Genomic DNA, 21,091 nt, shown 5'->3' with positions numbered 1-21,091 from the left:
ACATTTTGCCGAATAACATGAAAATAATTCACGTACAGATCCCACTTTTCCGATGCTAGAAATCCGCCACCTGCGCACCCTGAGTGCCCTGCGTTCGTCCGGCAGCCTGGTGCGCGCCGCGCAACTGCTCAACCTGACCCAGTCGGCCCTGTCGCACCAGATCCGTTTGCTCGAAGAGCGCTACAAGGCGCCCTTGTTCGAGCGCAAGTCGATGCCGATCGCCTTTACGGCCACGGGCAGCCGGCTGCTGGAGCTGGCCGACAAGCTGCTGCCCGAGATCGAGCTGGCCGAGCGCGACGTGGCGCGCCTGTCGCAGGGAGATCAGGGACAGCTGCGGGTGGCGCTCGAATGCCATACCTGTTTCGACTGGCTCATGCCCGTGATGGATGCATTCCGCCAGCGCTGGCCGGAAGTGGAGATCGATCTTGTCTCCGGCTTTCACAGCGAACCGGCGGACTTGCTGCGTTCGGGCGAGGCCGATCTCGTGATCGGTTCGCCGTATGGTCCCGACTTCACCGTGTTTCCCCTGTTCCGCTTTGAAATGCTGGTGGTGATGGCGCAGAAGCACCGGCTGCAGGCGCAGCGCCGGCTGATGGCGGCCGATTTTACGGGCGAGACCTTGATTACCTATCCCGTGCCGGAAGAGCGCATCGACCTGATCCGCGAAGTGCTGCGGCCGGCCGGCATCCAGTTTGAGCGTCGCACGGCCGAATTGACGGTCGCCGTGCTGCAATTGGTGGCGAGCCGGCGCGGCATTGCCGCCTTGCCGAACTGGGCCATCAAGAATTACGTCGATTACGATTATGTGGTGGCGCGCCCGGTGGGCGAGCATGGCTTGTGGAGCGATTTGTATGTCTCCGTGCCAGACCATCTGCAGGACAAGGCGTACGTGCGTGATTTCGTCAGCGTGATACGCGAGCAGTGCGCGGCCTCGCTCGATGGTATCAAGTTGTTGTCTTGATCAACGTTGAGTTGGAAACAAACCAACAGCAAAGCTTGAGATATATCAAGGTTCAGTAATGAACCACCGCTTACAGTTGAGCACTGTGCGGCGCAACATGGCGCCGTCTACTCTTTGGGGAGAAACGACATGTTTTCATTTTCCGAACAATGGGCACTGGCCGGCAAGGCCGTGGTGGAAGCGCAATTGATCAGCGCGCAAGCGTATGCCCAGGCCGCCGTCGACAGCGGCGCCAGCGTGCTGGACTTGCAACTCGATGCGGCCCGCTCGGCGCTGGCCGCCGCTACGGTGGCGGGCAATCAGCTGCTGTCCGTGAAGGATACGCAAGCGCTGCTGCAGCTGTCGCGCGCGCAGTCGCAACTGGCCATCGAACGTATCGGTGCGTATGGCCGCCAGGCAAAGGATGTTGCCCAAGAAACCCAGGAGAAATTCGAGACTGTGACAAAGGGTGAGTTTGCTGCATCGCGTCAAAAATTTGGCGAGCTGTTGCAAGTAGTAAAGCAAACCCCCGTACCTCTGATTATTCCCTTCAATAATTTTCTAAAAACCACTTTCGGCGGCGCCGATGAAGGGTATGATAAAAATAAAAACACGCGTCCTGTTCGCCAGGCGTAAGCGTGTTGCGGCCCGGCAGCGGCTATCCGCCGCGCCAGTCCGCCCGTTGCCACCGCAAGCAGGCTGTCATCGCCGCCGCCTGCGGTGCGGCGCTGGAACTGCGGCGCATGCCGCGCTAGAATGAAACGCAGCTTGCTGTGTCTTCCCCGGATTCTCATTGGATTCTATTAGTACCTTGACCTTGGCCCTCGTGGCCTGCATATCGGAGAAATAAATGGATGATGTCGTAATCGTGGCCGCCGGCCGTACCGCAGTCGGCAAATTCGGTGGCAGTCTGGCCAAGATTCCTGCGTCCGAACTGGGCGCGCATGTAATCAAGGGCTTGCTGGCACAAACCGGCATCGACCCGAACCTGATCGGCGAAGCGATCCTGGGCCAGGTGCTGACGGCCGCCGTCGGCCAGAACGCCGCGCGCCAGGCCGTCATCAAGGCTGGCCTGCCCAGCTCGATCCCGGCATTTACCATCAACAAGGTTTGCGGCAGCGGCCTGAAGGCCACGCACCTGGCGGCGCAAGCGATCAAGTGCGGCGACGCCAACATCATCATCGCCGGCGGCCAGGAAAACATGAGCGCTTCGCCGCACGCGATGAACGGTTCGCGCGACGGTTTCCGCATGGGCGACTTCAAGATGATCGACACCATGATCGTCGACGGCCTGTGGGACGTGTACAACCAGTACCACATGGGCATCACGGCGGAAAACGTTGCCAAGAAATACGAAGTGACGCGCGCCGAGCAGGATGAATTCGCGCTGCAGTCGCAGCTGAAAGCGGAAGCGGCGCAAAAAGCGGGCAAGTTCAAGGATGAGATCCTGCCGCTGGAAATCGCCAACAAAAAAGGCACCGTCGTCTTCGACAGCGATGAATACATCAAGCCAGGTTCGACCCTGGAATCGCTGTCCGGCCTGCGCCCCGCGTTCGCCAAGGACGGCACTGTTACCGCCGGCAATGCGTCGGGCCTGAACGACGGCGCCGCCGCCGTCATCATGATGTCCGCTTCGCAAGCGAAAGAACTGGGCTTGAAGCCGCTGGCGCGCATCAAGGCTTACGCCTCGTCGGGCCTGGACCCGGCCGTCATGGGCATGGGTCCCGTCTCCGCATCGCGTTTGTGCCTGAAAAAAGCCGGCTGGACGCATGAAGAGCTGGACCTGATGGAAATCAATGAAGCGTTTGCCGCGCAAGCGATTGCCGTCAACAAGGAAATGGGCTGGGATACCAGCAAGATCAACGTGAACGGCGGCGCGATCGCCATCGGCCACCCGATCGGCGCGTCCGGCGCGCGCATTTTGGTCACCCTGATCCACGAAATGATACGCCGCGACGCCAAGAAAGGCTTGGCAGCCTTGTGCATCGGCGGCGGCATGGGTGTTGCTCTAGCGATCGAACGGGACTAATGGTGGACATCGAACCTAACCTACTGCGCGTCGCGATTTGCGGCCTGCGATGCTCACCGTGCTAACGCACGGTTGCGCTTCTTAGCCACAACTCGCTGCCGCTCGCTACGGTCAGGTTCGATGTAATCCGCCGCTGGATTGGACCGGTGGGACAGTATAGCTTTAAGCAAATTATTAACTTTTTAGCAATAGAACGACACTGAGGGGATGAAAATGGCAAGAGTTGCATTGGTAACTGGTGGCATGGGCGGTCTGGGCGAAGCGGTGTGTTTCAAGCTGGCGGCCCTCGGCTATCGCGTGGTGACCACATATTCCCCAGGCAATCCGAAGGTCGCGGAATGGCTGGCGACGACGAAGGACATGGGCTATGACTTCAAGGCGTACCCGTGCGACGTGGCCGACTACGATTCGGCGGCTGCCTGCGTGGCTGCCGTGGAAGCGGAAATCGGTCCTGTCGACGTGCTGGTGAATAACGCCGGCATCACGCGCGACATGACGTTCAAGAAGATGGACAAGCCGAATTGGGACGCCGTGATGGGCACCAACCTTGATTCCGTCTTCAACATGACCAAGCCCGTCTGCGACGGCATGGTGGAACGCGGCTGGGGCCGCATCATCAATATCTCGTCCGTGAACGGCCAGAAGGGCGCCTTCGGCCAGACCAACTATTCGGCCGCGAAAGCCGGCATGCATGGTTTCACCAAGTCGCTGGCGCTGGAAGTGGCGCGCAAGAACGTCACCGTCAACACCATCTCGCCAGGCTACATCGGCACCAAGATGGTCATGGCAATTCCGCAGGAAGTGCTCGACAGCAAAATCATCCCGCAAATTCCGATGGCGCGCCTGGGCAAGCCGGAAGAAGTGGCCGGCCTGGTCGCCTACCTGGCTTCCGATGAAGCGGCGTTCGTCACGGGCGCCAACATTTCCATCAACGGCGGCCAGCACATGTCGTAATCGTTGTTGAGGTAAAACAGAAAGACAGCTTCGGCTGTCTTTTTTTATGCTTGCCAGCAAAACAAGGGGACGGCCGGATTTGTCTTAGAATCAGCATTTCCCCACTGCATCATCTCCATGACCCTAGTTCCTGCCTTGCGCCGCGCCAGCGTGGCCGCCATCCTTTTCCTGGGCGCCGGCGCGGCCCAGGCCAGCGTCGCGTTCCACGTCACGGTGACGACCGAACGCGTCAACCAGCCCGGCGTGAAAACCAGCTTGCCCGCGCGCACTACGCAGGAAAGCGATGTCGTGTTGGGCCCCCATTACCTGAGCGTACGCGATGGCAAGGCCTTGTCCGTGTTGGACTTTGCCACGCGCCGTCGCCACGTCATCGATATGGCGGCGTCCACCTACGACACGTATTCGCTGTTCGACGTGGCGGGTTTTCGCGTCTTCGAGCTGCGCCACCGGCAGGGGATTGTCGGCATATTGAAGGCGGGCGGCCTTGAACAGCACGCAACGCTGCCCGTGTATGAGGAGCAAGCTTTGTCGGTGCTGGACAACAAGCGGCGCGGCGCGCTGGCGCCGCAAGTGCTCGACGGCGCCGTGCTGTGGTCGCTCGACAAGCAGCCCCTGCTGCGCTTGGGAACAGCCGGCAGTCCCGCCAGCGGCGACGATGCGACGGCGTTTGCCCAGTACTTGCGCTACACCTGGGGCGGTCATCCGCTGGTGCTGAAGCTGCTGGCCGACGGCAAGCGCATCCCCGCCGACTTCACCTTGCACTACCAGGAAGTGGGCGGCACGGTGACGCGGCATTTCCGCGTCAGCGCCATGACGGCGGGTGCGCCCGCCACGCATTCCCTGGCCGCCTACCGGCCACGTCCGCTGGCGGCCGATGCGCCGCTGCTCGAACGGGCGCTGGCGCAGGCGGCGCTGTTGCCGCCGCCGGGACCGCAAGCCCATCCCGCGCTGCGCGCCGAAGCGGAAAAGCTCTTTGCGGCCGACAAACCCTTCGAGGCTTTCTTGACCATGCTGGAAGACCATTTTTCCACGGGTGCGCTGGTCGAAAAACTGTCGCTTCAGCAGCAGCGGGCCATGCAGGAATGCCAGCCCATCCACGACTTGACGCGGGGATTGCAGGCCAAGGACAAGGAGGGCATCGCGGACGCGCTGGCCACCGTGCAGGAATTGAGGAAGCAAACGGGGATGGCGCAGCCCATCCTGGCCTTGTTCGAGGGGAATTTGCGCGCCAAGCTGGGGCAATGGCCGCAAGCGACAGCCTTGTATCTGCAAGTGCTGCAGCTAAAACCACAGATGGCGGCCGTGTACCAGGATCTGGGCGACGCCCTGCTGGCGCAATTCGATGCGCCGAATGCCTGGCGCAGCTGGGATGCGGGGCGGGCCATGGCGCCGTCGCTGCGGCAATTTCGCAAGGTCAACGACCTTGAGCGCAGCCTGCTGAACGATTACCCCGCCTTTTTTGCCGACGCTAAAGCAGTTCAGCCCAGCACCAGCCGTCCGGCCAGCAGCACGAAGACCGAGGGCAGCACGAACTTGCCGTAAGGCGAAGGCTTGCCGCGCAGGCGGCGCGCCAGGCGTGCGGCCAGCACGGCGTAGATGGCGTCGAACAGCAGGCCCATCAGCACCAGAACAGCGCCCAGGCGCAGGTATTGCATGCCGACCTGCTCGCTGCCGGCGACAAATTGCGGCAGGAACATACTGCAAAACAGCAGTGCCTTCGGATTGAGCAGATTCGTCAGGAAGCCGCGCACCAGGCTGGCGCGGGCGCTGTGCGCCGTGGCGGGGGCGGCTTCGTCCGGCGCCGTTTTGCTCGACAGGGCCGACTGCAGCAGGCGCAGCGCCAGGTACAGCAGGTAGGCGGCGCCCGCCCATTTGACCCACTGCAAGGCTTGCGGATGCGTCACCATCAACGCCGCCAGGCCCGCGCCCGACAGCGCCACGTGGACGGCGCGCGCGCCGGCGATGCCCACGGCCGTCACCAGCGCCGTGGCCACGCCGCGCGCGGCGCCCGTCGCCAGCACCAGCGCCATATCGGGACCCGGTAATAAAAAGGCGCCGGCCAGTGCCAGCAGGTACATCAGGAAGGTAGAATCGGACATGGGCCAGTCGAAAAGAATAGCGGGAGCATGCGCACGGTGCAGCCTGCTCGCCGGGTTCCATTATGTTCTTGCAGCGATGAAATGTGCTTGCTTTTCCTGCCCTGCATGCCCTAGTATTCGGGTAGATTCCACTCGTATAAAAACAAAAAATAGATGAAAATTTCAGAAGTTAGCCTCGACGCCACCGATTTACAGATACTCAGGCTGTTGCAGGATGAAGGAAGGCTGTCGAATGCGCGCTTGGCCGAGCGCTTGAAACTGAGCGAAACTCCCGTCTGGCGCCGTTTGCGCCGCCTGGAAGAGGAAGGTTTTATTACCGGCTACCAGGCTTTGCTCAACCGCAAGAAGCTGGGCATCGGCTTGGTCGCGTTTGTCCGGGTCGTGTTCGCCAACCATGGCGGCGAGCAACCGTCGCAGTTCGAACAAGCCATCGCGACGATTCCCGAAATTCTGTCGTGCCACAACGTGGCGGGCGAAGCCGATTATTTCCTGCAAGTGGTGGCGCGCGACCTGGAAGCGTATGGAGAATTCGTCTCGACTGTGCTGCGCCGCCTGCCTGGCGTGGCGGAAATCCAGTCCAGCCTGTCGATGCGCGAAATCAAGTCGTCGAACCGCCTGCCCTTGTTGCTGGCCTGAGGCGCCGGCGGCGCACTATAATTGGAACAGTTGCCAGGACTCGCGCCTGGCGCCCTGACCGCCACTCGAAGGACCGCCATGCCAGATACCCTGTCGCCGTTATTTCCCGCCCTGTCGCCGAACCGGCACGGCATGCTGGCGGTCGATGACATCCACACCATTTATTGGGAAGAGTGCGGCAACCCCGACGGCATTCCCGTGCTGTTCCTGCATGGCGGCCCCGGCGCGGGCCTGTCGCCGCAGCACCGCCGCTTCTTTGATCCACAGCGCTACCGCGTGATCCTGTTCGACCAGCGCGGCGCCGGCAAGTCCACGCCGCTGGGCGAATGGCGCAACAACACGACGCAGCTGCTGATCGAAGACATCGAACGCTTGCGCGCCCAGTTCGGCATCGCCCAATGGCTGGTGTTTGGCGGCTCGTGGGGCTCGACCCTGGCGCTGGCGTATGGCCAGGCGCATCCCGCAGCCTGCCTCGGTTTCGTGCTGCGCGGCATTTTCCTGTGCACGCAGGCGGAAATCGACTGGTTCATCGACGGCGTGCGCTGGTTCTATCCGGAACTGTACGCGGAATTCGCCGCGCCGATTCCGCCGGAAGAACGGGGCGACTTGCTGGCGGCCTATGTGCAACGCATCCTCAGCAGCGATCCAAACGTGTACTGGCCGGCCGCGCGTGCCTGGAGCCGCTTCGAAGGCCGTCGGGTCTACCTGATGCCGCAACCGGAAGATGCGCCGAACGATGCGCTCGACCTGGGCGTGGGCCGGCTCGAATCGCATTACATGGCCAATCTCGGTTTCTTCGAGGAAGACCAGCTGATCCGCAATATGGGACGCATCGCGCATTTACCGGCCGTCATCGTGCAAGGACGCTACGACGCCATCTGCCCGCCGCTGTCGGCCTACCGCCTGCAGCAAGCCTGGCCCGGCGCGCAGCTGGAAATGATCCCGGACGCGGGCCATGGCGCGCTCGAGCACGGCATCGCTTCGGCGCTGGTGCGCGCCACCGAGCGCTTCGTGCCGGGGCGCGGCTTCGCATGAGCCGTGAACATGCCGGTTGGCAAAGCGGCCAGCCGGCATGCGCCACCTGCTACACTATGGCCTGTGCTGGCGCCAAGGTCGGGCGCCGGTGTGAACCCACGACTTTTTATCCATGAACATACAGATCGGCGACATCGGCCATATCATCCAGCTGGCGATTGCGCCGGTTTTCCTGCTGACCGGCATCGGCACCATGCTGGTGGTGCTGACCAACCGCCTGGGCCGCATCATCGACCGCACGCGCGTGCTGGAAGACCGGCTCGACATCGGCTACAACGATTTCTATATGGATGAGCTAGATACCCTGTATCGGCGTACCCATCTGATCAATTACTCGATTTCGCTGAGCACGGCGTGCGGTTTCTTCGTCTGCGTCATCATCGCCATGCTGTTTTTGGGCGATATTCTGAACCTGACCCTGGACAAATACATCGCGGCCTTCTTTGTGCTGGCCGTGATTTGCCTGATCGGCTGTTTTATTTATTTACTGCGCGAAATTTATCTGGCCGCGACGGCCCAGCGCATCCGGCGCCATATCCGCCCGCCACGCTAAGCGGCGCGCCGGTTTACCCTACTATTGAAGAACGAGTCCAGCATGCACGATTACAAACGTCCCCCCACCCTGCACCGCTACGGCCAGCGCAGTGAACTCGAGATGGCGCTGAGCCTGGGCCAGTTCCGCCTGGCGCCAGCGGGCAATTGTTTGACCCTGAGCTTTTCGCAAGTGTGGGACAAGCAACTGTTCGACCTGTTCGCCCCGGCCGACGCCTGTTTGATCATCCACAATACGGAAGAATTCGGCGAACGCCTGCACCGCGCCGTGCAGCGCACCTTGCCCAGCTGGGCAGGCATCGATGGCCTGGTCGAATATGGCCAGCGCGCCTCCCTGGGCGCCGCCTTCACCAAGACGCGCGCCGAAGCGCCCGAGCAGGAATGGCTGTTCGCCTGGCGTTCGATGCAGCCGCAGGCCAGCCTGAATCCCGTCACGGTGAAGCTGGGCAGCCTGGAAAATTTCGCGGAAATCCGCGACCGCGACACCTACCTGGCGTAATTTAGCTGGATTTGTCGGCGTACTGGCTGTCGATGCGGGCCAGCACGGCCGCCATCATGCGCTCGATATCGCCGCGTATCATGGTCGTGCCCAGCATGCCGGGCACATAGAAGCCCGGCATCAGCCGGCTGGAAAAGACGATGCGCGTGCCGCCCGTCTCGGGCACGGGATACAGATTCCAGCGCGATTCGTAATGCCGCATGTCGCCGGAGATCAGGGCGATGTCGATGGATGTCAACGGCGTTTCCGTGGCCCGCACCACCAGATGGATGGGGTGGTTCATGAACAGGAAGCGCGCCATGCCCTGCTGCTCGATGATGACTTCATTGCCGTTGCGCGACAGTACGCGGCAGGAGCTGAGGTCGGGCACGAATTCATTCATGCGCTCGTAGGTGGTCAGGGTCTTCCAGACGGACGCCGGCGGCGCCTGCACGCTGGCGCTGGCATCGACTTCATACATGCGCTGTCCATCGACCTCGATGCGCTTGACCTCGACCTTGAGCTTGTCCAGGCGTATCGCCTGTGCCAGCGCGGTAGCGGGGACGGCGCACAGCATCAGCAGGCAGAGGAAGAGTCGCTTCATGCCACCTAGCCTACGGGAAAGTACCGCCCGGCACAAGCTGTACGCATCGCCGGCCGGCGCGCCGGGCGATTTAGAACTCCCGGTCTAGAGAAAGTCGCTGCGGCGATCGGCAATGCTTGCTACCGTACGGCCTGCAACCACCTTACCGGACCGATCACCATGACTGCCTATCCCCATCTGCTGGCCCCGCTCGACCTGGGTTTTACCACCTTGCGCAATAGAGTCATCATGGGGTCCATGCACACGGGCCTGGAAGACCGTTTTTATCATTACGGCAAGCTCGCCGCGTTTTACCGCGAACGGGCGCGCGGCGGCGTGGGACTGATCGTCACGGGCGGCATCTCGCCGAACCGCCAGGGTTGGCTGCTGCCGTTCGGCGGGACCTTGAATTTCCTCGGCGACGTGCCGAACCACCGCAAGGTGACGCGCGCCGTGCACGAGGAGGGCGGCAAGATCGTCATGCAGATCCTGCATGCGGGCCGCTATGGCTATCAGCCGTTCGTCGTCTCGGCGTCGGCCAGGAAATCGCCGATCTCGCCCTTCCGTCCCCGCCCCTTGAGCGAGCGGGGCATCGAGCGCACGATCTGCGACTACGTGCGCTGCGCGCGCCTGGCGCAAAAGGCGGGCTACGACGGCATCGAAGTGATGGGCAGCGAAGGATATTTATTGAACCAGTTCCTGTGCGCGCGCACGAATCTGCGCCAGGACCGCTGGGGCGGCAGCATCGAAAACCGCATGCGCCTGCCCGTGGAGATCGTGCGCCGCATCCGCGCCGCCGTCGGTCCCAACTTCATCATCATGTACCGTCATTCCTTGCTCGACCTGGTCGAGGGCGGCAATACCTGGGACGACGTGGTGGCGGTGGCCAAGGCGCTCGAGCACGCGGGCGTGACGATTTTGAATACGGGCTTCGGCTGGCACGAGGCGAGAGTGCCCACCATCGTCACCTCGGTGCCGCGCGCCGCCTTCGCTTCCGTGGCGGGCCGCCTGCGCCGTGAAGTGGCCATTCCCGTGGTGGCGTCGAACCGCATCAATATGCCGCACGAGGCCAACGCCATCCTCGAGCGGGGCGACTGCGACCTCGTGTCGATGGCGCGCCCCTTCCTGGCTGACCCTGACTTTGTCGCCAAGGCGGCCTCGGGACGCGCCGACGAGATCAACACCTGCATCGGCTGCAACCAGGCTTGTCTCGACCACACGTTCGCCAACAAGCGCGCCAGCTGCCTCGTCAACCCGCGCGCCTGCCATGAAACGGAACTCGTGTACGCGAAAAAGGCCGTGCCGCGCCGGGTGGCCGTCGTCGGCGCCGGGCCGGCCGGCTTGTCGGCCGCCTGCGTGGCGGCCGAATGCGGGCACGCGGTGACCCTCTTCGACAGCAGCGACAGCGTGGGCGGCCAGTTCAAGGTAGCCATGCAGATACCAGGCAAGGAGGAATTCACGGAAACCATCCGCTATTTTGCGCGTCGGCTGGCGCTGCTGGACGTCAAGCTGCGCCTGGGCCAGCGCGTGACGCGCGAGCAATTGCTGGCCGGCGGCTACGACGACGTCATCGTCGCCACCGGCATCAAGGTGCGCCTGCCGGCCATTCCCGGCATCGACCATCCGAAGGTGCTGTCGTATCTGGATGTACTGCAAGCCAAGAAGCCGGTGGGCGCGCGCGTTGCCATCATCGGCGCGGGCGGCATCGGTTTTGACGTGGGCGAGTATTTGCTGCACGACCCGGCGCACCCGCTGCCGCAACCCGTGGCGACCTGGGCGGGCGAGTGGGGCGTGGACTTGAACGCGGCCACCGGTGGCGGCCTGGTGCCGCCCGTGGCGCCCCATCCCGTGCGGCAAATCTTCCTGTTGCAGCGCAAGACGTCGAAAGTGGGCGCGGGGCTGGGCAAGACGTCGGGCTGGGTGCACCGCGCGGCGCTGGCGAGAAACGGCGTGGCCATGCTGGCCGGCGTGAGCTACGACAAGATCGACGAGCAGGGCTTGCACATCACCGTGGGCGGCGAGCAGCGCCTGCTGGCGGTGGACAACGTGGTCATCTGCGCGGGCCAGGACAGCTTGACGGAACTCATGCCGGAAACGGACAAGGATGGCAAGCCGCTGGCGTCGGGCGGCCCCCGTTTCCACAAGATCGGCGGCGCCGCGCTGGCGGCCGAGCTCGATGCCAAGCGGGCGATACGGGAAGGGGCGGAGTTGGCCGCCAGCCTGTAAAAAGAAAGCCTGCCGGCTGGGTAGCGGGCAGGCCTGTGGATGAAAAGGGCGCTGGCTTAGTGCCCGCCATGCCCCTTCTTCGCCGTCTCAAAACTCTGCAGCACGTGCTCGGCCATGCCATTGGCCAGCTCGTGTTCGCCAATGAAGACTTTGCCCGCGTTTTCCGCGCGCAGCAATTCCGCCTCTTCCTCGCTGTGCGTGCGTACCACCGTCAGGATGGCGGGGTTCAGGGCGCGCGCCGTTTCGATCATGGCGCGCACGTGGAAGGTGTCCGGCGTGGCGATGACGAGCATGGTGGCGTGCGTGATGTGCGCCTGGATCAGCACGGCCGGTTCTCCCGCATTGCCGGCCACGGCCGGGATGCCCTGCTTGCGCAGCTGGTCGACGATTTCGCGGTTTTCCTCGGCCACGACAAAGTGGATGCCCCGTTCCATCAGGGCGGCGGCGATGCGCCGGCCCACGCGGCCATAGCCGACCAGAACGATCTGGCCCGACAGTTTTTCCTGCGGCACCGTCATCGGCAGCTCGGCCAGCGGGTCCGTCGTGCGTTCGAACTTGCGGGCGAAATCGCTGTTGCTCATCACGCGCAGCAGCGGCTTGGCCATGCTGAAGACGAGCGGGTTGAGGGCGATCGACAGGATGGCGCCAGCCAGGATCAGGCTTTGGCCTTCCTGCGGCATCAGGCCCAGGGAGAGGCCCAGCGCGGCCAGGATGAACGAGAACTCGCCGATCTGCGCCAGGCTGGCCGAGACGATGATGGCTGTTTTTGGCGGATAGCGCAGCGCCATCACGAGCAGGAAGGCGGCGATCGACTTGCCGAAGATAATGATGGCGCACACGGCCAGCACTTGCAGGGGTTTCTCGATGAGGATGTTCGGCTCGAACAGCATGCCGACGGAAACGAAGAACAGCACGGCGAACGCGTCGCGCAGGGGTAGGGACTCTTCCGCGGCACGGTGACTCAGTTCGGATTCGCGCAGCACCATGCCGGCGAAGAAGGCGCCCAGCGCGAACGACACGCCGAACAGCTTGGTGGACGCATAGGCGATGCCGACGGCGGCGGCGATCACGCACAGGGTAAACAGTTCGCGCGAACCGGTGCGCGCCACTTGCCACAGGATCCACGGGAACAGCTTGCGACCGACGACCAGCATGAAGACGATGAAGCCGGCCACTTGTCCCAAGGTAATGGCCAGGGTTTGCCACAGACTGACGGCCTCGGCATCCGGCGCGACCTTGCCGCCCAGCACGCCGGCAAACGCCGGCAGCAGCACGAGGACCAATACGGTGACGAGGTCTTCCACCACCAGCCAGCCGACGGCGATGCGGCCATTGAGGGAATCGAGGATGCCCCGTTCTTCCAGCGCGCGCAGCAGCACCACGGTGCTGGCCACGGACAGGGCCAGGCCAAAGATCAGCCCGCCACCGAGGGTCCAGCCCCACCAGTGGGCCAGGCCCATGCCCATCGCCGTGGCGACGCCGATCTGCAGGATGGCGCCGGGCAGCGCGATCTTGCGCACGTCCCATAAATCTTCGATGGAAAAGTGCAGGCCGACACCGAACATCATCAGCATCACCCCGATTTCCGCCAATTGTCCCGCTATTTCCGCATCCGCCACAAAACCGGGCGTGGCCGGTCCGATGATGATGCCGGCGGCCAGGTAGCCGACCAGTGCCGGCAGCTTCAGGCGCGCGGCGATGAAGCCGAAGATGAGGCCGAACCCGAGGGCGGCGGCGATGGTGGTGATCAGGCTGATGTCATGGGGCATGCGTGGTGGGTTCCTTATGAGGACGTGCGGATGGAAAAAGATGTTGCTCAGCGGCTAAGTATAAACGCATCAAAGCCCCTGCCGGAAAATTTCCTGCGGCTTTATTGCAAAAAACCTGTGCTATATCTTCGTCCAGGTGGTCACGAACGCATGCCTATCCACCTCGAACATCGCCTAATTCCAGGAATCAAACGATGTTACACCCATGTGCTCAGAGCTTGCGCACGACCACGCAGCCGATGGAATAGCCGGCGCCGAACGAGCAGATGACGCCGGTGCTGCCGGCCGCCATGTCATCCTGATATTTATGGAAGGCGATGATGGAACCGGCCGACGAGGTGTTGGCGTAGGTGTCGAGGATCACGGGTGCTTCATTGGCTTGCGCGTCGCGGCCCAGGATCAGACGCGCGATCAGCAAATTCATGTTCAGGTTGGCCTGGTGCAGCCAGTAGCGGGAGACTTGCGCCACTTCCACGCCGGCCTTGGCCAGAGTCGCCTTGATCATCTCGGCGGCCATCGGGCACACTTCCTTGAAGACCTTGCGGCCTTGCTGGCGGAACAGTTTATCGGCCTGGCCCACGCCGGATTCGTCAAAACGGTTGAGGAAGCCGAAATTGTTGCGGATGGCGTTAGAGAAGCGCGTTTTGAGTTCCGTGCCGATGATTTCGAACTGGTGCTGGGACACGGCCGTGTCCTTCGCTTCGACGATGATGGCGGTGCACGCGTCGCCGAAAATGAAATGGCTGTCGCGGTCGCGCCAGTTCAGGTGGCCGCTGGTGATTTCGGGATTCAGGACCAGCACGGCGCGCGCCTGGCCGCTTTGCACGGCGGCCACGGCTTGCTGGATGCCGAAGGTGGCGGACGAACACGCCACGTTCATGTCAAAGCCATAACCATCGATGCCCAGCGCATCCTGCACTTCCACGGCCATGGCCGGGTAGGCGCGCTGCATATTGCTGCAGGCCACCAGCACCATGTCGATGTCGGCCGGCGTGCGGCCGGCGCGGGCCAGCGCGTCGCGCGCGGCGGCAACCGCCATTTCCGCCTGCAAGGACAGTTCGTCATCGCCCCGTTCCGGGATGCGCGAGACCATGCGCGCCGGATCGAGGATGCCTTCCTTTTCCATCACGAAGCGCGACTTGATGCCGGACGCCTTTTCGATGAAGGCCACGCTCGACAGGTCCAGCGCTGTCACCGTGCCCGCGTCGATCGCGTCGGCGTTATCGGCATTGAACTTTTCCGCGTAGGCATTGAAGCAGGTGACCAGCTCTTCGTTGGAGATCGAAAATGGCGGCGTGTACAGTCCGGTACCGCTGATGACGACTTGTTTCATGGTTAAACTTTCAAATTTGGCAATCGACGTGGCGCCGATAAGTGAAGCAAATTTTACACAAACAGGCTCGACTGTAGAGAGTTTCGTGTTGCGGGGCAGGGAGATGTGTGGCGGAAGATTGATTTTTGTCGCGTGGACGGCTGACCGGGGGGCATGGTGCCCCCCGGGCTGTGCTGCTTACTTCTTCTGTTCTTTCTTGACGTCGGCTTGCACCACCACCGGCTCGGCCTTGGCCAGTTGCACCGGCAAGCCCTTCAGGTGATTGAGCGCCTGGTGCAATTGGAAATCGTCCTTGCTGCCAAATTCCAGCGGCTTGCGGGTCTTTTCCAGGGCGATGATGCGCAATTGCTCTTCCATCTCGTCGTTGACGGGGGCCGCTTTGGCGCTTTCTTGGTCGCGGTCGTTGCTCAGATGCTTGGTCAGGTCCGCTTCGCGGATGCGCAAGCCGTTCAAGCCGTCGCCGTCCGCGTTTTCATCGACCAGCAGGTCGGGCACGATGCCCTTGGCCTGGATCGAGCGGCCGTTTGGCGTGTAGTAGCGGGCCGTCGTCAGCTTGACGGCGGTGTCGGCCGTCAATTGACGGATGGTTTGCACGGAACCCTTGCCGAAGGTTTGCGTGCCGATGATGGTGGCGCGCTTGTAATCCTGCAGGGCGCCGGCGACGATTTCCGAGGCCGAGGCCGACCCCGTGTTGACGAGCACCACCAGCGGCACTTTCTTGATGGCGGCGGGCAATTTCGCCAAGGCGTCGCCTTCCGAGCGGAAAGTATAGTATTCAGCGCGGCCGTAGAACACCTGTTTCGAGTCCGGCAGCTGGCCGTTGGTCGAGACGATGGCCGCGTCCTTCGGCAGGAAGGCGGCCGAGACGCCGATGGCGCCTTGCAGCACGCCGCCAGGATCGTTGCGCAGGTCGAGCACCATGCCCTTGATGTTCGGATCTTGCTTATATAGCGCCGTGATCTGTGCGGCCATGTCGTCGACGGTCGGTTCCTGGAATTGCGACACGCGCAGCCAGGCATAGCCGGGCTCGACCATCTTCGCCTTCACGCTCTTTTGGTGGATTTCCTCGCGCGTGATGGTGAAGGCCAGCGGCTGCGGTTCATCCTTGCGGGCAATGGTCAGCGACACCTTGGTGCCCGGTTCGCCGCGCATGCGCTTGACGTTGTCGTCCAGGCTGACGCCTTTCACGGGCTGGCCGTCGAGGCGGGTAATCAGATCGCCAGCCTTGATGCCGGCGCGGTAGGCGGGCGAATCCTCGATGGGCGAGACGATCTTGATGTAGCCGTCTTCGCTGAGGCCAATTTCAATGCCCAGGCCGACGAACTTGCCCTCGGAGCCTTCGCGCAGTTCGGCGTAGGCTTTCTTGTCGAGGTAGGCGGAATGGGGGTCGAGCGAGGCGACCATGCCTGAAATGGCGTCTTCCAGCAGTTTCTTGTCTTCCACCGGCTCGACGTAATCAGACTTGATCAGGCCAAACACATCGGCCAGCTGGCGCAACTCTTCCAGCGGCAGGGGCGGCTCGACGGTTTTTTGCGCCATGGCGGAAAATTGCAGCGACACGGCGACGCCGGCCACCACGCCCAGGCCGATCAAGCCGGTATTTTTGAGTTTGCCCATCATTGCACCTTTGCAGCTAGCGTGTCTTGCACAAGCGCCAGTCCCCGTGGAGCGGCGCTTTGTTGAAAGTATAGACCTGAATCTCTGCCGGCGTGGGCCGGCCATGGAAAAAGCGTGCCTGGGCTCAGTCTACGCGCGAAAACGGGGCCGTCAGCTTGCCATATGTTGCGGTTTTGTATGCGATGTATAGGGAGTCTTGAGGGGAGTAAGCATTTGTAAGAGTCGAAAAAAAGCGTGTGCGGCGGCCCTATAGTGGACTCGCATTCTCGACCCGAAGTGGTTTTGCCTGCGTCCGCGGACGCAGGCTTTTTTTTATCCGGAGCCCGCATGAGCATGGGTAGCTGAGGGGCGATTCCGGGGGCAAGGATGGTCAAATGGCATGCTCGCGTGCTACATTCCTGCAGCGCCTGGCGCGGCAGGCTATCCGCCCTAAGCCATCCGCCCGGTCTTTTTTGACATGCCCCATAAGGACAATCCGTGAATCGCTATCTCTTGAGCAGTCTGACCCTGACCCTGTTGGCTGCGTTTGCCCATGCCGCCGAACCCGTATCCGCCGCTGCCGCCCCGACCGTGGCACCAAGCGCCACACCTGCCGCCGCTGGCGTCGTTTCCGGCATCGATGTGCAGTACATCGACCCCGCCGTGCGCGTGCAGGACGACTTCTTCACCCATTTGAACGGCAAGTGGCTGGCCACGGCCGAGATTCCTGCCGACAAGTCGAGCTGGGGTTCGTTCGCCAAGCTGCGCGATGACACGACGCCGCAATTGCGCGGCATCATCGTCGCCACGCAACAGGACAAAAACAAGAAAGCCGGTTCCGAAGCGCAGAAAATCAGCGACCTGTACGCCAGTTACATGGATGAAGCCAAGCTCGATGCGCTGGGCACGAAGCCGCTGGCAGGCGAACTGAACCGCATCCGCTCGCTGCGCGACAAGAAGGGCGTGCCGGCCCTGATCGCCCATCTGAGCCAGACGGGCGTGTCGACCCCGTACGCCGTCTACGTGGGCCAGGATGCGCGTGCCTCGACGAAATATGCGGCTTACGTGAGCCAAAGCGGCCTGGGCATGCCCGACCGCGATTACTACCTGGAAGCCAAGCAGGCTGGCGTCAAGGAAAAATACCAGGCGCACGTGGAAAAAATGCTGGCCATGGCCGGCGACAAGAACGCCGCCGCGCGCGCCAAGGCTGTTGTTGCGCTGGAAACGGCCTTGGCCGAAGTGCAATGGACCAAGGTCGAGAACCGCGACCCCGTCAAACGCTACAACAAGACCGACATCAATCAACTGAACGACCTGACCCCGGGCTACGACCTGAAGTCCGGCCTGGCCGCCCTGGGTATCGCCAACAAGGTCGATTACGTCATCGTCAACCAGCCGAGCTACCTGGCCGGCTACAACAAGGTGCTCGCGTCCGCCGACCTGGACACCGTGAAAGCGTATTTTGAATGGCAATTGCTGCGCAGCTATGCCAGCTACCTGTCGAAAAACTTCGTCGATGAAAGCTTTGCCTTTTACGGCACGGTGCTCAGTGGCGTGAAGGAAAACCAGCCGCGCTGGAAGCGTGGCGTGGGCGCCGTTGAAGGCGTGCTGGGCGAAGCCGTCGGCAAGTTGTACGTGGCGCAATATTTCCCGGCAGAGCGCAAGGCGCACATGCAGGAACTGGTGAAAAACGTGCTGGCCGCCTACAAGGACAGCATCGACACCCTGGACTGGATGAGCCCGGAAACCAAGAAGGAAGCGCAAGCCAAGCTGGCCAAGTTCACGCCGAAAATCGCGTATCCGAACAAATGGCGCGATTACACGAAGCTGCAAATCGTCCAGGGCGACCTGGTGGGCAACATGATGCGCGCCGCCAACTTTAGTTCCGCACGCCAGGTGGCCAAGCTGGGCAAACCGATCGACCGCGAAGAGTGGGGCATGACGCCGCAAACGGTAAACGCCTATTACAGCTCGACGATGAATGAAATCGTCTTCCCCGCCTCGATCCTGCAGCCGCCGTTCTTTGACGCCAACGCGGACGACGCCGTCAACTATGGCGCCATCGGCGCCGTCATCGGCCATGAAATCAGCCACGGCTTCGACGACAAGGGCAGCCAGTCCGATGGCGACGGCAACCTGCGCGACTGGTGGACCCCGGCCGACCGCAAGAATTTTGCGGCCAAGGCCGACGCGCTGACCAAGCAATACGATGGCTACAGCCCATTGCCGGGCTACCACGTCAACGGCGCGCTGACCCTGGGCGAAAACATCGCCGACAACTCGGGCGTGGCGATCGCCTATAAAGCCTATAAAATCTCGCTGGGCGGCAAGCCGGCGCCCGTGCTGGATGGTTTGACGGGCGACCAGCGCTTCTACATGGGCTTTGGCCAGGTGTGGCGCAGCAAGATGCGCGAAGCGCAGCAAATCGTGCAGATCAAGACCGACCCCCATTCGCCGGGCCAGTACCGCGCCAATGGCACCATGGTCAACCAGCCTGGCTTCTATGAAGCGTTTGGCGTGAAACCGGGCGACAAGATGTATGTTGCGCCGGAAAACCGCGTGATCATCTGGTAAACATCGTATCCATGTAAACGTTATCTTGTCACAACAAAAAAGACCACTTGCGTGGTCTTTTTTGCATTCTGGCCAAAGTTCTTTCTGTCATTTCAGCCGGTATGCTACAGTCAAAAACCGGGCCAGAAGCCCTGGGCCTTCTGACCCTTATATTCCACACAATACAATATAGAGGACAACCGTGAATCGTTATTTGTTAAGTGCATTGACCCTGAGTTTGCTGGCCGGCGTGTCCGGCATGGCTGGCGCCGCTGATACGGCCAAGAAAGCCGCCGCCGCTCCCGCCACGGCCGTCGCTGCCGCGGCGCTGACGTCCGGCATCGCCGTCGAATACGTCGACCCTGCCGTGCGCGCGCAGGACGATCTGTTCCAGCACCTGAATGGTAAATGGCTGGCGGAAACCGTGATTCCTGCCGACAAGTCGAGCTGGGGCAGCTTTGCCAAGCTGGCCGACGATACGCAAACGCAGCTGCGCGGCATCGTCGAAGGCGCGGCCGCCGACAAGGCCCGTGCGGCCGGTTCGAATGCCCAGAAAATCGGTGATTTTTATAACAGCTTCATGGATGAAGCCAAGCTGGAAAGCCTGGGCCTGACCCCCTTGAACGCGGAGCTGGCGAAAATCGCCGCGCTGCAGGACAAGGCGGAATTGCCGGCCGTGATCGCCCATTTCAGCAAACTGGGCGTGACCTCGCCTTACGACTTCGGCATCCACCAGGACGCCAAGGATTCCACCAAATACGTGGTCGACATCGTGCAAAGCGGCCTGGGCTTGCCTGACCGCGATTACTACCTGGAAGCAGGCAAGGCCGATACGCGCGCCAAGTACCTGGCTCACGTGGAAAAAATGCTCAGTTTGGCTGGCGACGCGAACGCTGCCGCCAATGCCAAGGCCATCCTGGCGCTGGAAACGGAACTGGCCAAGGCGCAATGGAGCAATGTGCAGAACCGCGACCCCGTCAAAACCTATAACAAGGTGGAACTGGCGAAACTGGTCAGCGTGGCGCCAGGCTACGACTGGGCCCGCTACCTGAAGGACACGGGCATCGCCGGCAAGGTCAATTATGTGATCGTCAGCCAGCCCAGCTACCTGAAAGGTTTTGCCGAGATCGCCAACAAGACGCCGCTGGAAACGTGGAAAGCATACTTCCAGTGGCACTTGCTGCACGCGAACGCCGGCTACCTGCCGAAAGCGTATGTCGATGAAAACTTCGCCTTCTATGGCACCACCCTGACGGGCGTGACGGAAATGCGTCCGCGCTGGAAACGCGGCGTGGGCGCCGTCGAAGGCGCGCTGGGCGAAGCCGTGGGCCAGCTGTACGTGGAGCAGTATTTCCCGGCCGAGCGCAAGGTGCGCATGGAAGCGCTGGTGAAAAACCTGATGACGGCCTACAAGCAAAGCATCGACAAGCTCGACTGGATGAGCCCCGTCACCAAGAAACAGGCGCAAATCAAGCTGGCCAAGTTCACCACCAAGATCGGCTATCCGAACAAATGGCGTGATTACTCGGGCCTGACGGTGGCGCCCGACGACTTGATCGGCAACATCCAGCGTTCGCACCTGCTCAACTACAACCGCGAATTGAACAAGCTGGGCCAGCCTATCGACCGCGACGAGTGGGGCATGACGCCGCAGACCGTGAACGCTTATTACAATCCTGAGCTGAACGAAATCGTCTTCCCGGCCGCCATCCTGCAAGCGCCGTTCTTCGACGCCAACGCGGACGACGCCGTCAACTATGGCGCCATCGGCGGCGTGATCGGCCATGAAATCAGCCACGGCTTCGACGACCAGGGCGCCCAGTACGACGGCGACGGCAACCTGCGCGACTGGTGGACCAAGGCCGACCATAAAAACTTCGCCAAGAAAACCAAGCAACTGGTGGCGCAGTACAACAGCTTCAGCCCCGTCAAGGATCACTTCGTCAATGGCGAACTGACCCTGGGCGAAAACATCGCCGACAATTCCGGCGTGGCGATCGCTTATAAAGCGTACAAATTGTCGCTGAACGGCAAGAAAGCCCCCGTCATCGACGGCTTCACGGGCGAGCAGCGTTTTTATGCTGGCTTTGCCCAGGTATGGCGCATGAAGATGCGCGAAGCGCAGCAACTGGTCTTGCTGAAAACGGACCCGCACTCGCCAGGCCAGTTCCGCGCCAACGGCACCATGCGCAACCAGCCCGGCTTCTATCAAGCCTTCGACGTGAAACCGGGCGACAAGATGTATCTGCCACCGAAAGACCGCGTCATCATGTGGTAACAGCAGTGCTGACGCGCTAGCATCGAGCCG

The 21,091-nt window shown here is 62.0% G+C and carries 17 protein-coding genes; 12 read left to right on the top strand and 5 right to left on the bottom strand.

The features are described 5' to 3' along the window. Positions 1 to 52: 52 nt before the first annotated feature. The 5 genes from ASN89_RS11130 (at position 53) to ASN89_RS11110 (ending at position 5,465) form a co-directional block, all read left to right on the top strand. Positions 53 to 961, top strand: coding sequence for a LysR family transcriptional regulator (locus ASN89_RS11130; RefSeq protein WP_046681913.1), 909 nt, complete (start codon positions 53 to 55; stop codon positions 959 to 961). 129 nt (positions 962 to 1,090) lie between these two features. Further along, complete coding sequence (locus tag ASN89_RS11125) at positions 1,091 to 1,576, top strand: phasin family protein (RefSeq protein ID WP_052755456.1); 486 nt, start codon at positions 1,091 to 1,093, stop codon at positions 1,574 to 1,576. Positions 1,577 to 1,790: 214 nt separating this feature from the next. Further along, positions 1,791 to 2,969, top strand: a complete 1,179-nt coding sequence (locus tag ASN89_RS11120) for an acetyl-CoA C-acetyltransferase (protein WP_035823614.1) — start codon at positions 1,791 to 1,793, stop codon at positions 2,967 to 2,969. A gap of 213 nt (positions 2,970 to 3,182) precedes the next feature. Continuing rightward, positions 3,183 to 3,923 (top strand): acetoacetyl-CoA reductase, encoded by a 741-nt coding sequence (phbB, locus tag ASN89_RS11115; protein WP_035823615.1) that lies wholly within the window; start codon positions 3,183 to 3,185, stop codon positions 3,921 to 3,923. 117 nt (positions 3,924 to 4,040) lie between these two features. Continuing rightward, complete coding sequence (locus ASN89_RS11110; protein WP_152988538.1) at positions 4,041 to 5,465, top strand: hypothetical protein; 1,425 nt, start codon at positions 4,041 to 4,043, stop codon at positions 5,463 to 5,465. Here ASN89_RS11110 and ASN89_RS11105 read toward each other — a convergent pair. Next, positions 5,402 to 6,022, bottom strand: coding sequence for a LysE family translocator (locus tag ASN89_RS11105; RefSeq protein WP_235501942.1), 621 nt, complete (start codon positions 6,020 to 6,022; stop codon positions 5,402 to 5,404). The two genes, ASN89_RS11110 and ASN89_RS11105, sit on opposite strands and share 64 nt — an antisense overlap. Before the next feature lie 153 nt (positions 6,023 to 6,175). Between ASN89_RS11105 and ASN89_RS11100 the strand changes: the two genes are divergently transcribed. From ASN89_RS11100 to ASN89_RS11085, 4 genes are all read left to right on the top strand, one after another. Next, on the top strand, positions 6,176 to 6,658 hold the full coding sequence (locus tag ASN89_RS11100; protein WP_034752896.1) for an Lrp/AsnC family transcriptional regulator: 483 nt from the start codon (positions 6,176 to 6,178) through the stop codon (positions 6,656 to 6,658). 78 nt (positions 6,659 to 6,736) lie between these two features. Next, on the top strand, positions 6,737 to 7,693 hold the full coding sequence (gene pip / locus ASN89_RS11095; RefSeq protein WP_058049319.1) for a prolyl aminopeptidase: 957 nt from the start codon (positions 6,737 to 6,739) through the stop codon (positions 7,691 to 7,693). Between the two features lie 112 nt (positions 7,694 to 7,805). Then, positions 7,806 to 8,246, top strand: a complete 441-nt coding sequence (locus ASN89_RS11090) for a DUF2721 domain-containing protein (RefSeq protein ID WP_034783716.1) — start codon at positions 7,806 to 7,808, stop codon at positions 8,244 to 8,246. A 42-nt stretch (positions 8,247 to 8,288) separates the two neighbouring features. Then, positions 8,289 to 8,744, top strand: a complete 456-nt coding sequence (locus ASN89_RS11085; RefSeq protein ID WP_058049318.1) for a hypothetical protein — start codon at positions 8,289 to 8,291, stop codon at positions 8,742 to 8,744. 1 nt (position 8,745) lies between these two features. Here ASN89_RS11085 and ASN89_RS11080 read toward each other — a convergent pair whose 3' ends face one another. Then, entirely contained in the window at positions 8,746 to 9,327 is a 582-nt protein-coding gene (locus ASN89_RS11080; RefSeq protein WP_235501940.1) for an SRPBCC family protein, read from the bottom strand. 159 nt (positions 9,328 to 9,486) lie between these two features. Between ASN89_RS11080 and ASN89_RS11075 the strand changes: the two genes are divergently transcribed. Next, positions 9,487 to 11,532 carry an NADPH-dependent 2,4-dienoyl-CoA reductase gene (locus tag ASN89_RS11075; RefSeq protein ID WP_058049317.1) on the top strand — a complete coding sequence of 682 codons (2,046 nt, stop codon included), beginning with the start codon at positions 9,487 to 9,489 and terminating at the stop codon, positions 11,530 to 11,532. Positions 11,533 to 11,588: 56 nt separating this feature from the next. Here the strand turns inward: ASN89_RS11075 and ybaL are convergent, their stop codons facing one another. From ybaL to ASN89_RS11060, 3 genes are all read right to left on the bottom strand, one after another. Then, a complete protein-coding gene (gene ybaL, locus ASN89_RS11070) occupies positions 11,589 to 13,301 on the bottom strand; it encodes a YbaL family putative K(+) efflux transporter (protein ID WP_058049316.1) in 1,713 nt (570 codons plus the stop codon). Positions 13,302 to 13,512: 211 nt separating this feature from the next. Then, positions 13,513 to 14,634 carry a beta-ketoacyl-ACP synthase III gene (locus tag ASN89_RS11065; protein ID WP_058049315.1) on the bottom strand — a complete coding sequence of 374 codons (1,122 nt, stop codon included), beginning with the start codon at positions 14,632 to 14,634 and terminating at the stop codon, positions 13,513 to 13,515. A 177-nt stretch (positions 14,635 to 14,811) separates the two neighbouring features. Continuing rightward, positions 14,812 to 16,254, bottom strand: a complete 1,443-nt coding sequence (locus tag ASN89_RS11060; protein WP_046681921.1) for a S41 family peptidase — start codon at positions 16,252 to 16,254, stop codon at positions 14,812 to 14,814. A 474-nt stretch (positions 16,255 to 16,728) separates the two neighbouring features. Between ASN89_RS11060 and ASN89_RS11055 the strand changes: the two genes are divergently transcribed. Beyond that, on the top strand, positions 16,729 to 18,804 hold the full coding sequence (locus tag ASN89_RS11055; RefSeq protein WP_058049314.1) for a M13 family metallopeptidase: 2,076 nt from the start codon (positions 16,729 to 16,731) through the stop codon (positions 18,802 to 18,804). A 181-nt stretch (positions 18,805 to 18,985) separates the two neighbouring features. Further along, positions 18,986 to 21,061 (top strand): M13 family metallopeptidase, encoded by a 2,076-nt coding sequence (locus tag ASN89_RS11050; protein ID WP_058049313.1) that lies wholly within the window; start codon positions 18,986 to 18,988, stop codon positions 21,059 to 21,061. The last annotated feature ends 30 nt before the right edge of the window (positions 21,062 to 21,091 follow it).

Origin of the sequence: Janthinobacterium sp. Ant5-2-1, assembly GCF_001445815.1 — a bacterium.
Taxonomy (GTDB): domain Bacteria; phylum Pseudomonadota; class Gammaproteobacteria; order Burkholderiales; family Burkholderiaceae_D; genus Janthinobacterium; species Janthinobacterium lividum_E.
Note: the sequence above shows the minus strand (reverse complement) of the source record. Positions and strands in the feature narration are given on the sequence as shown.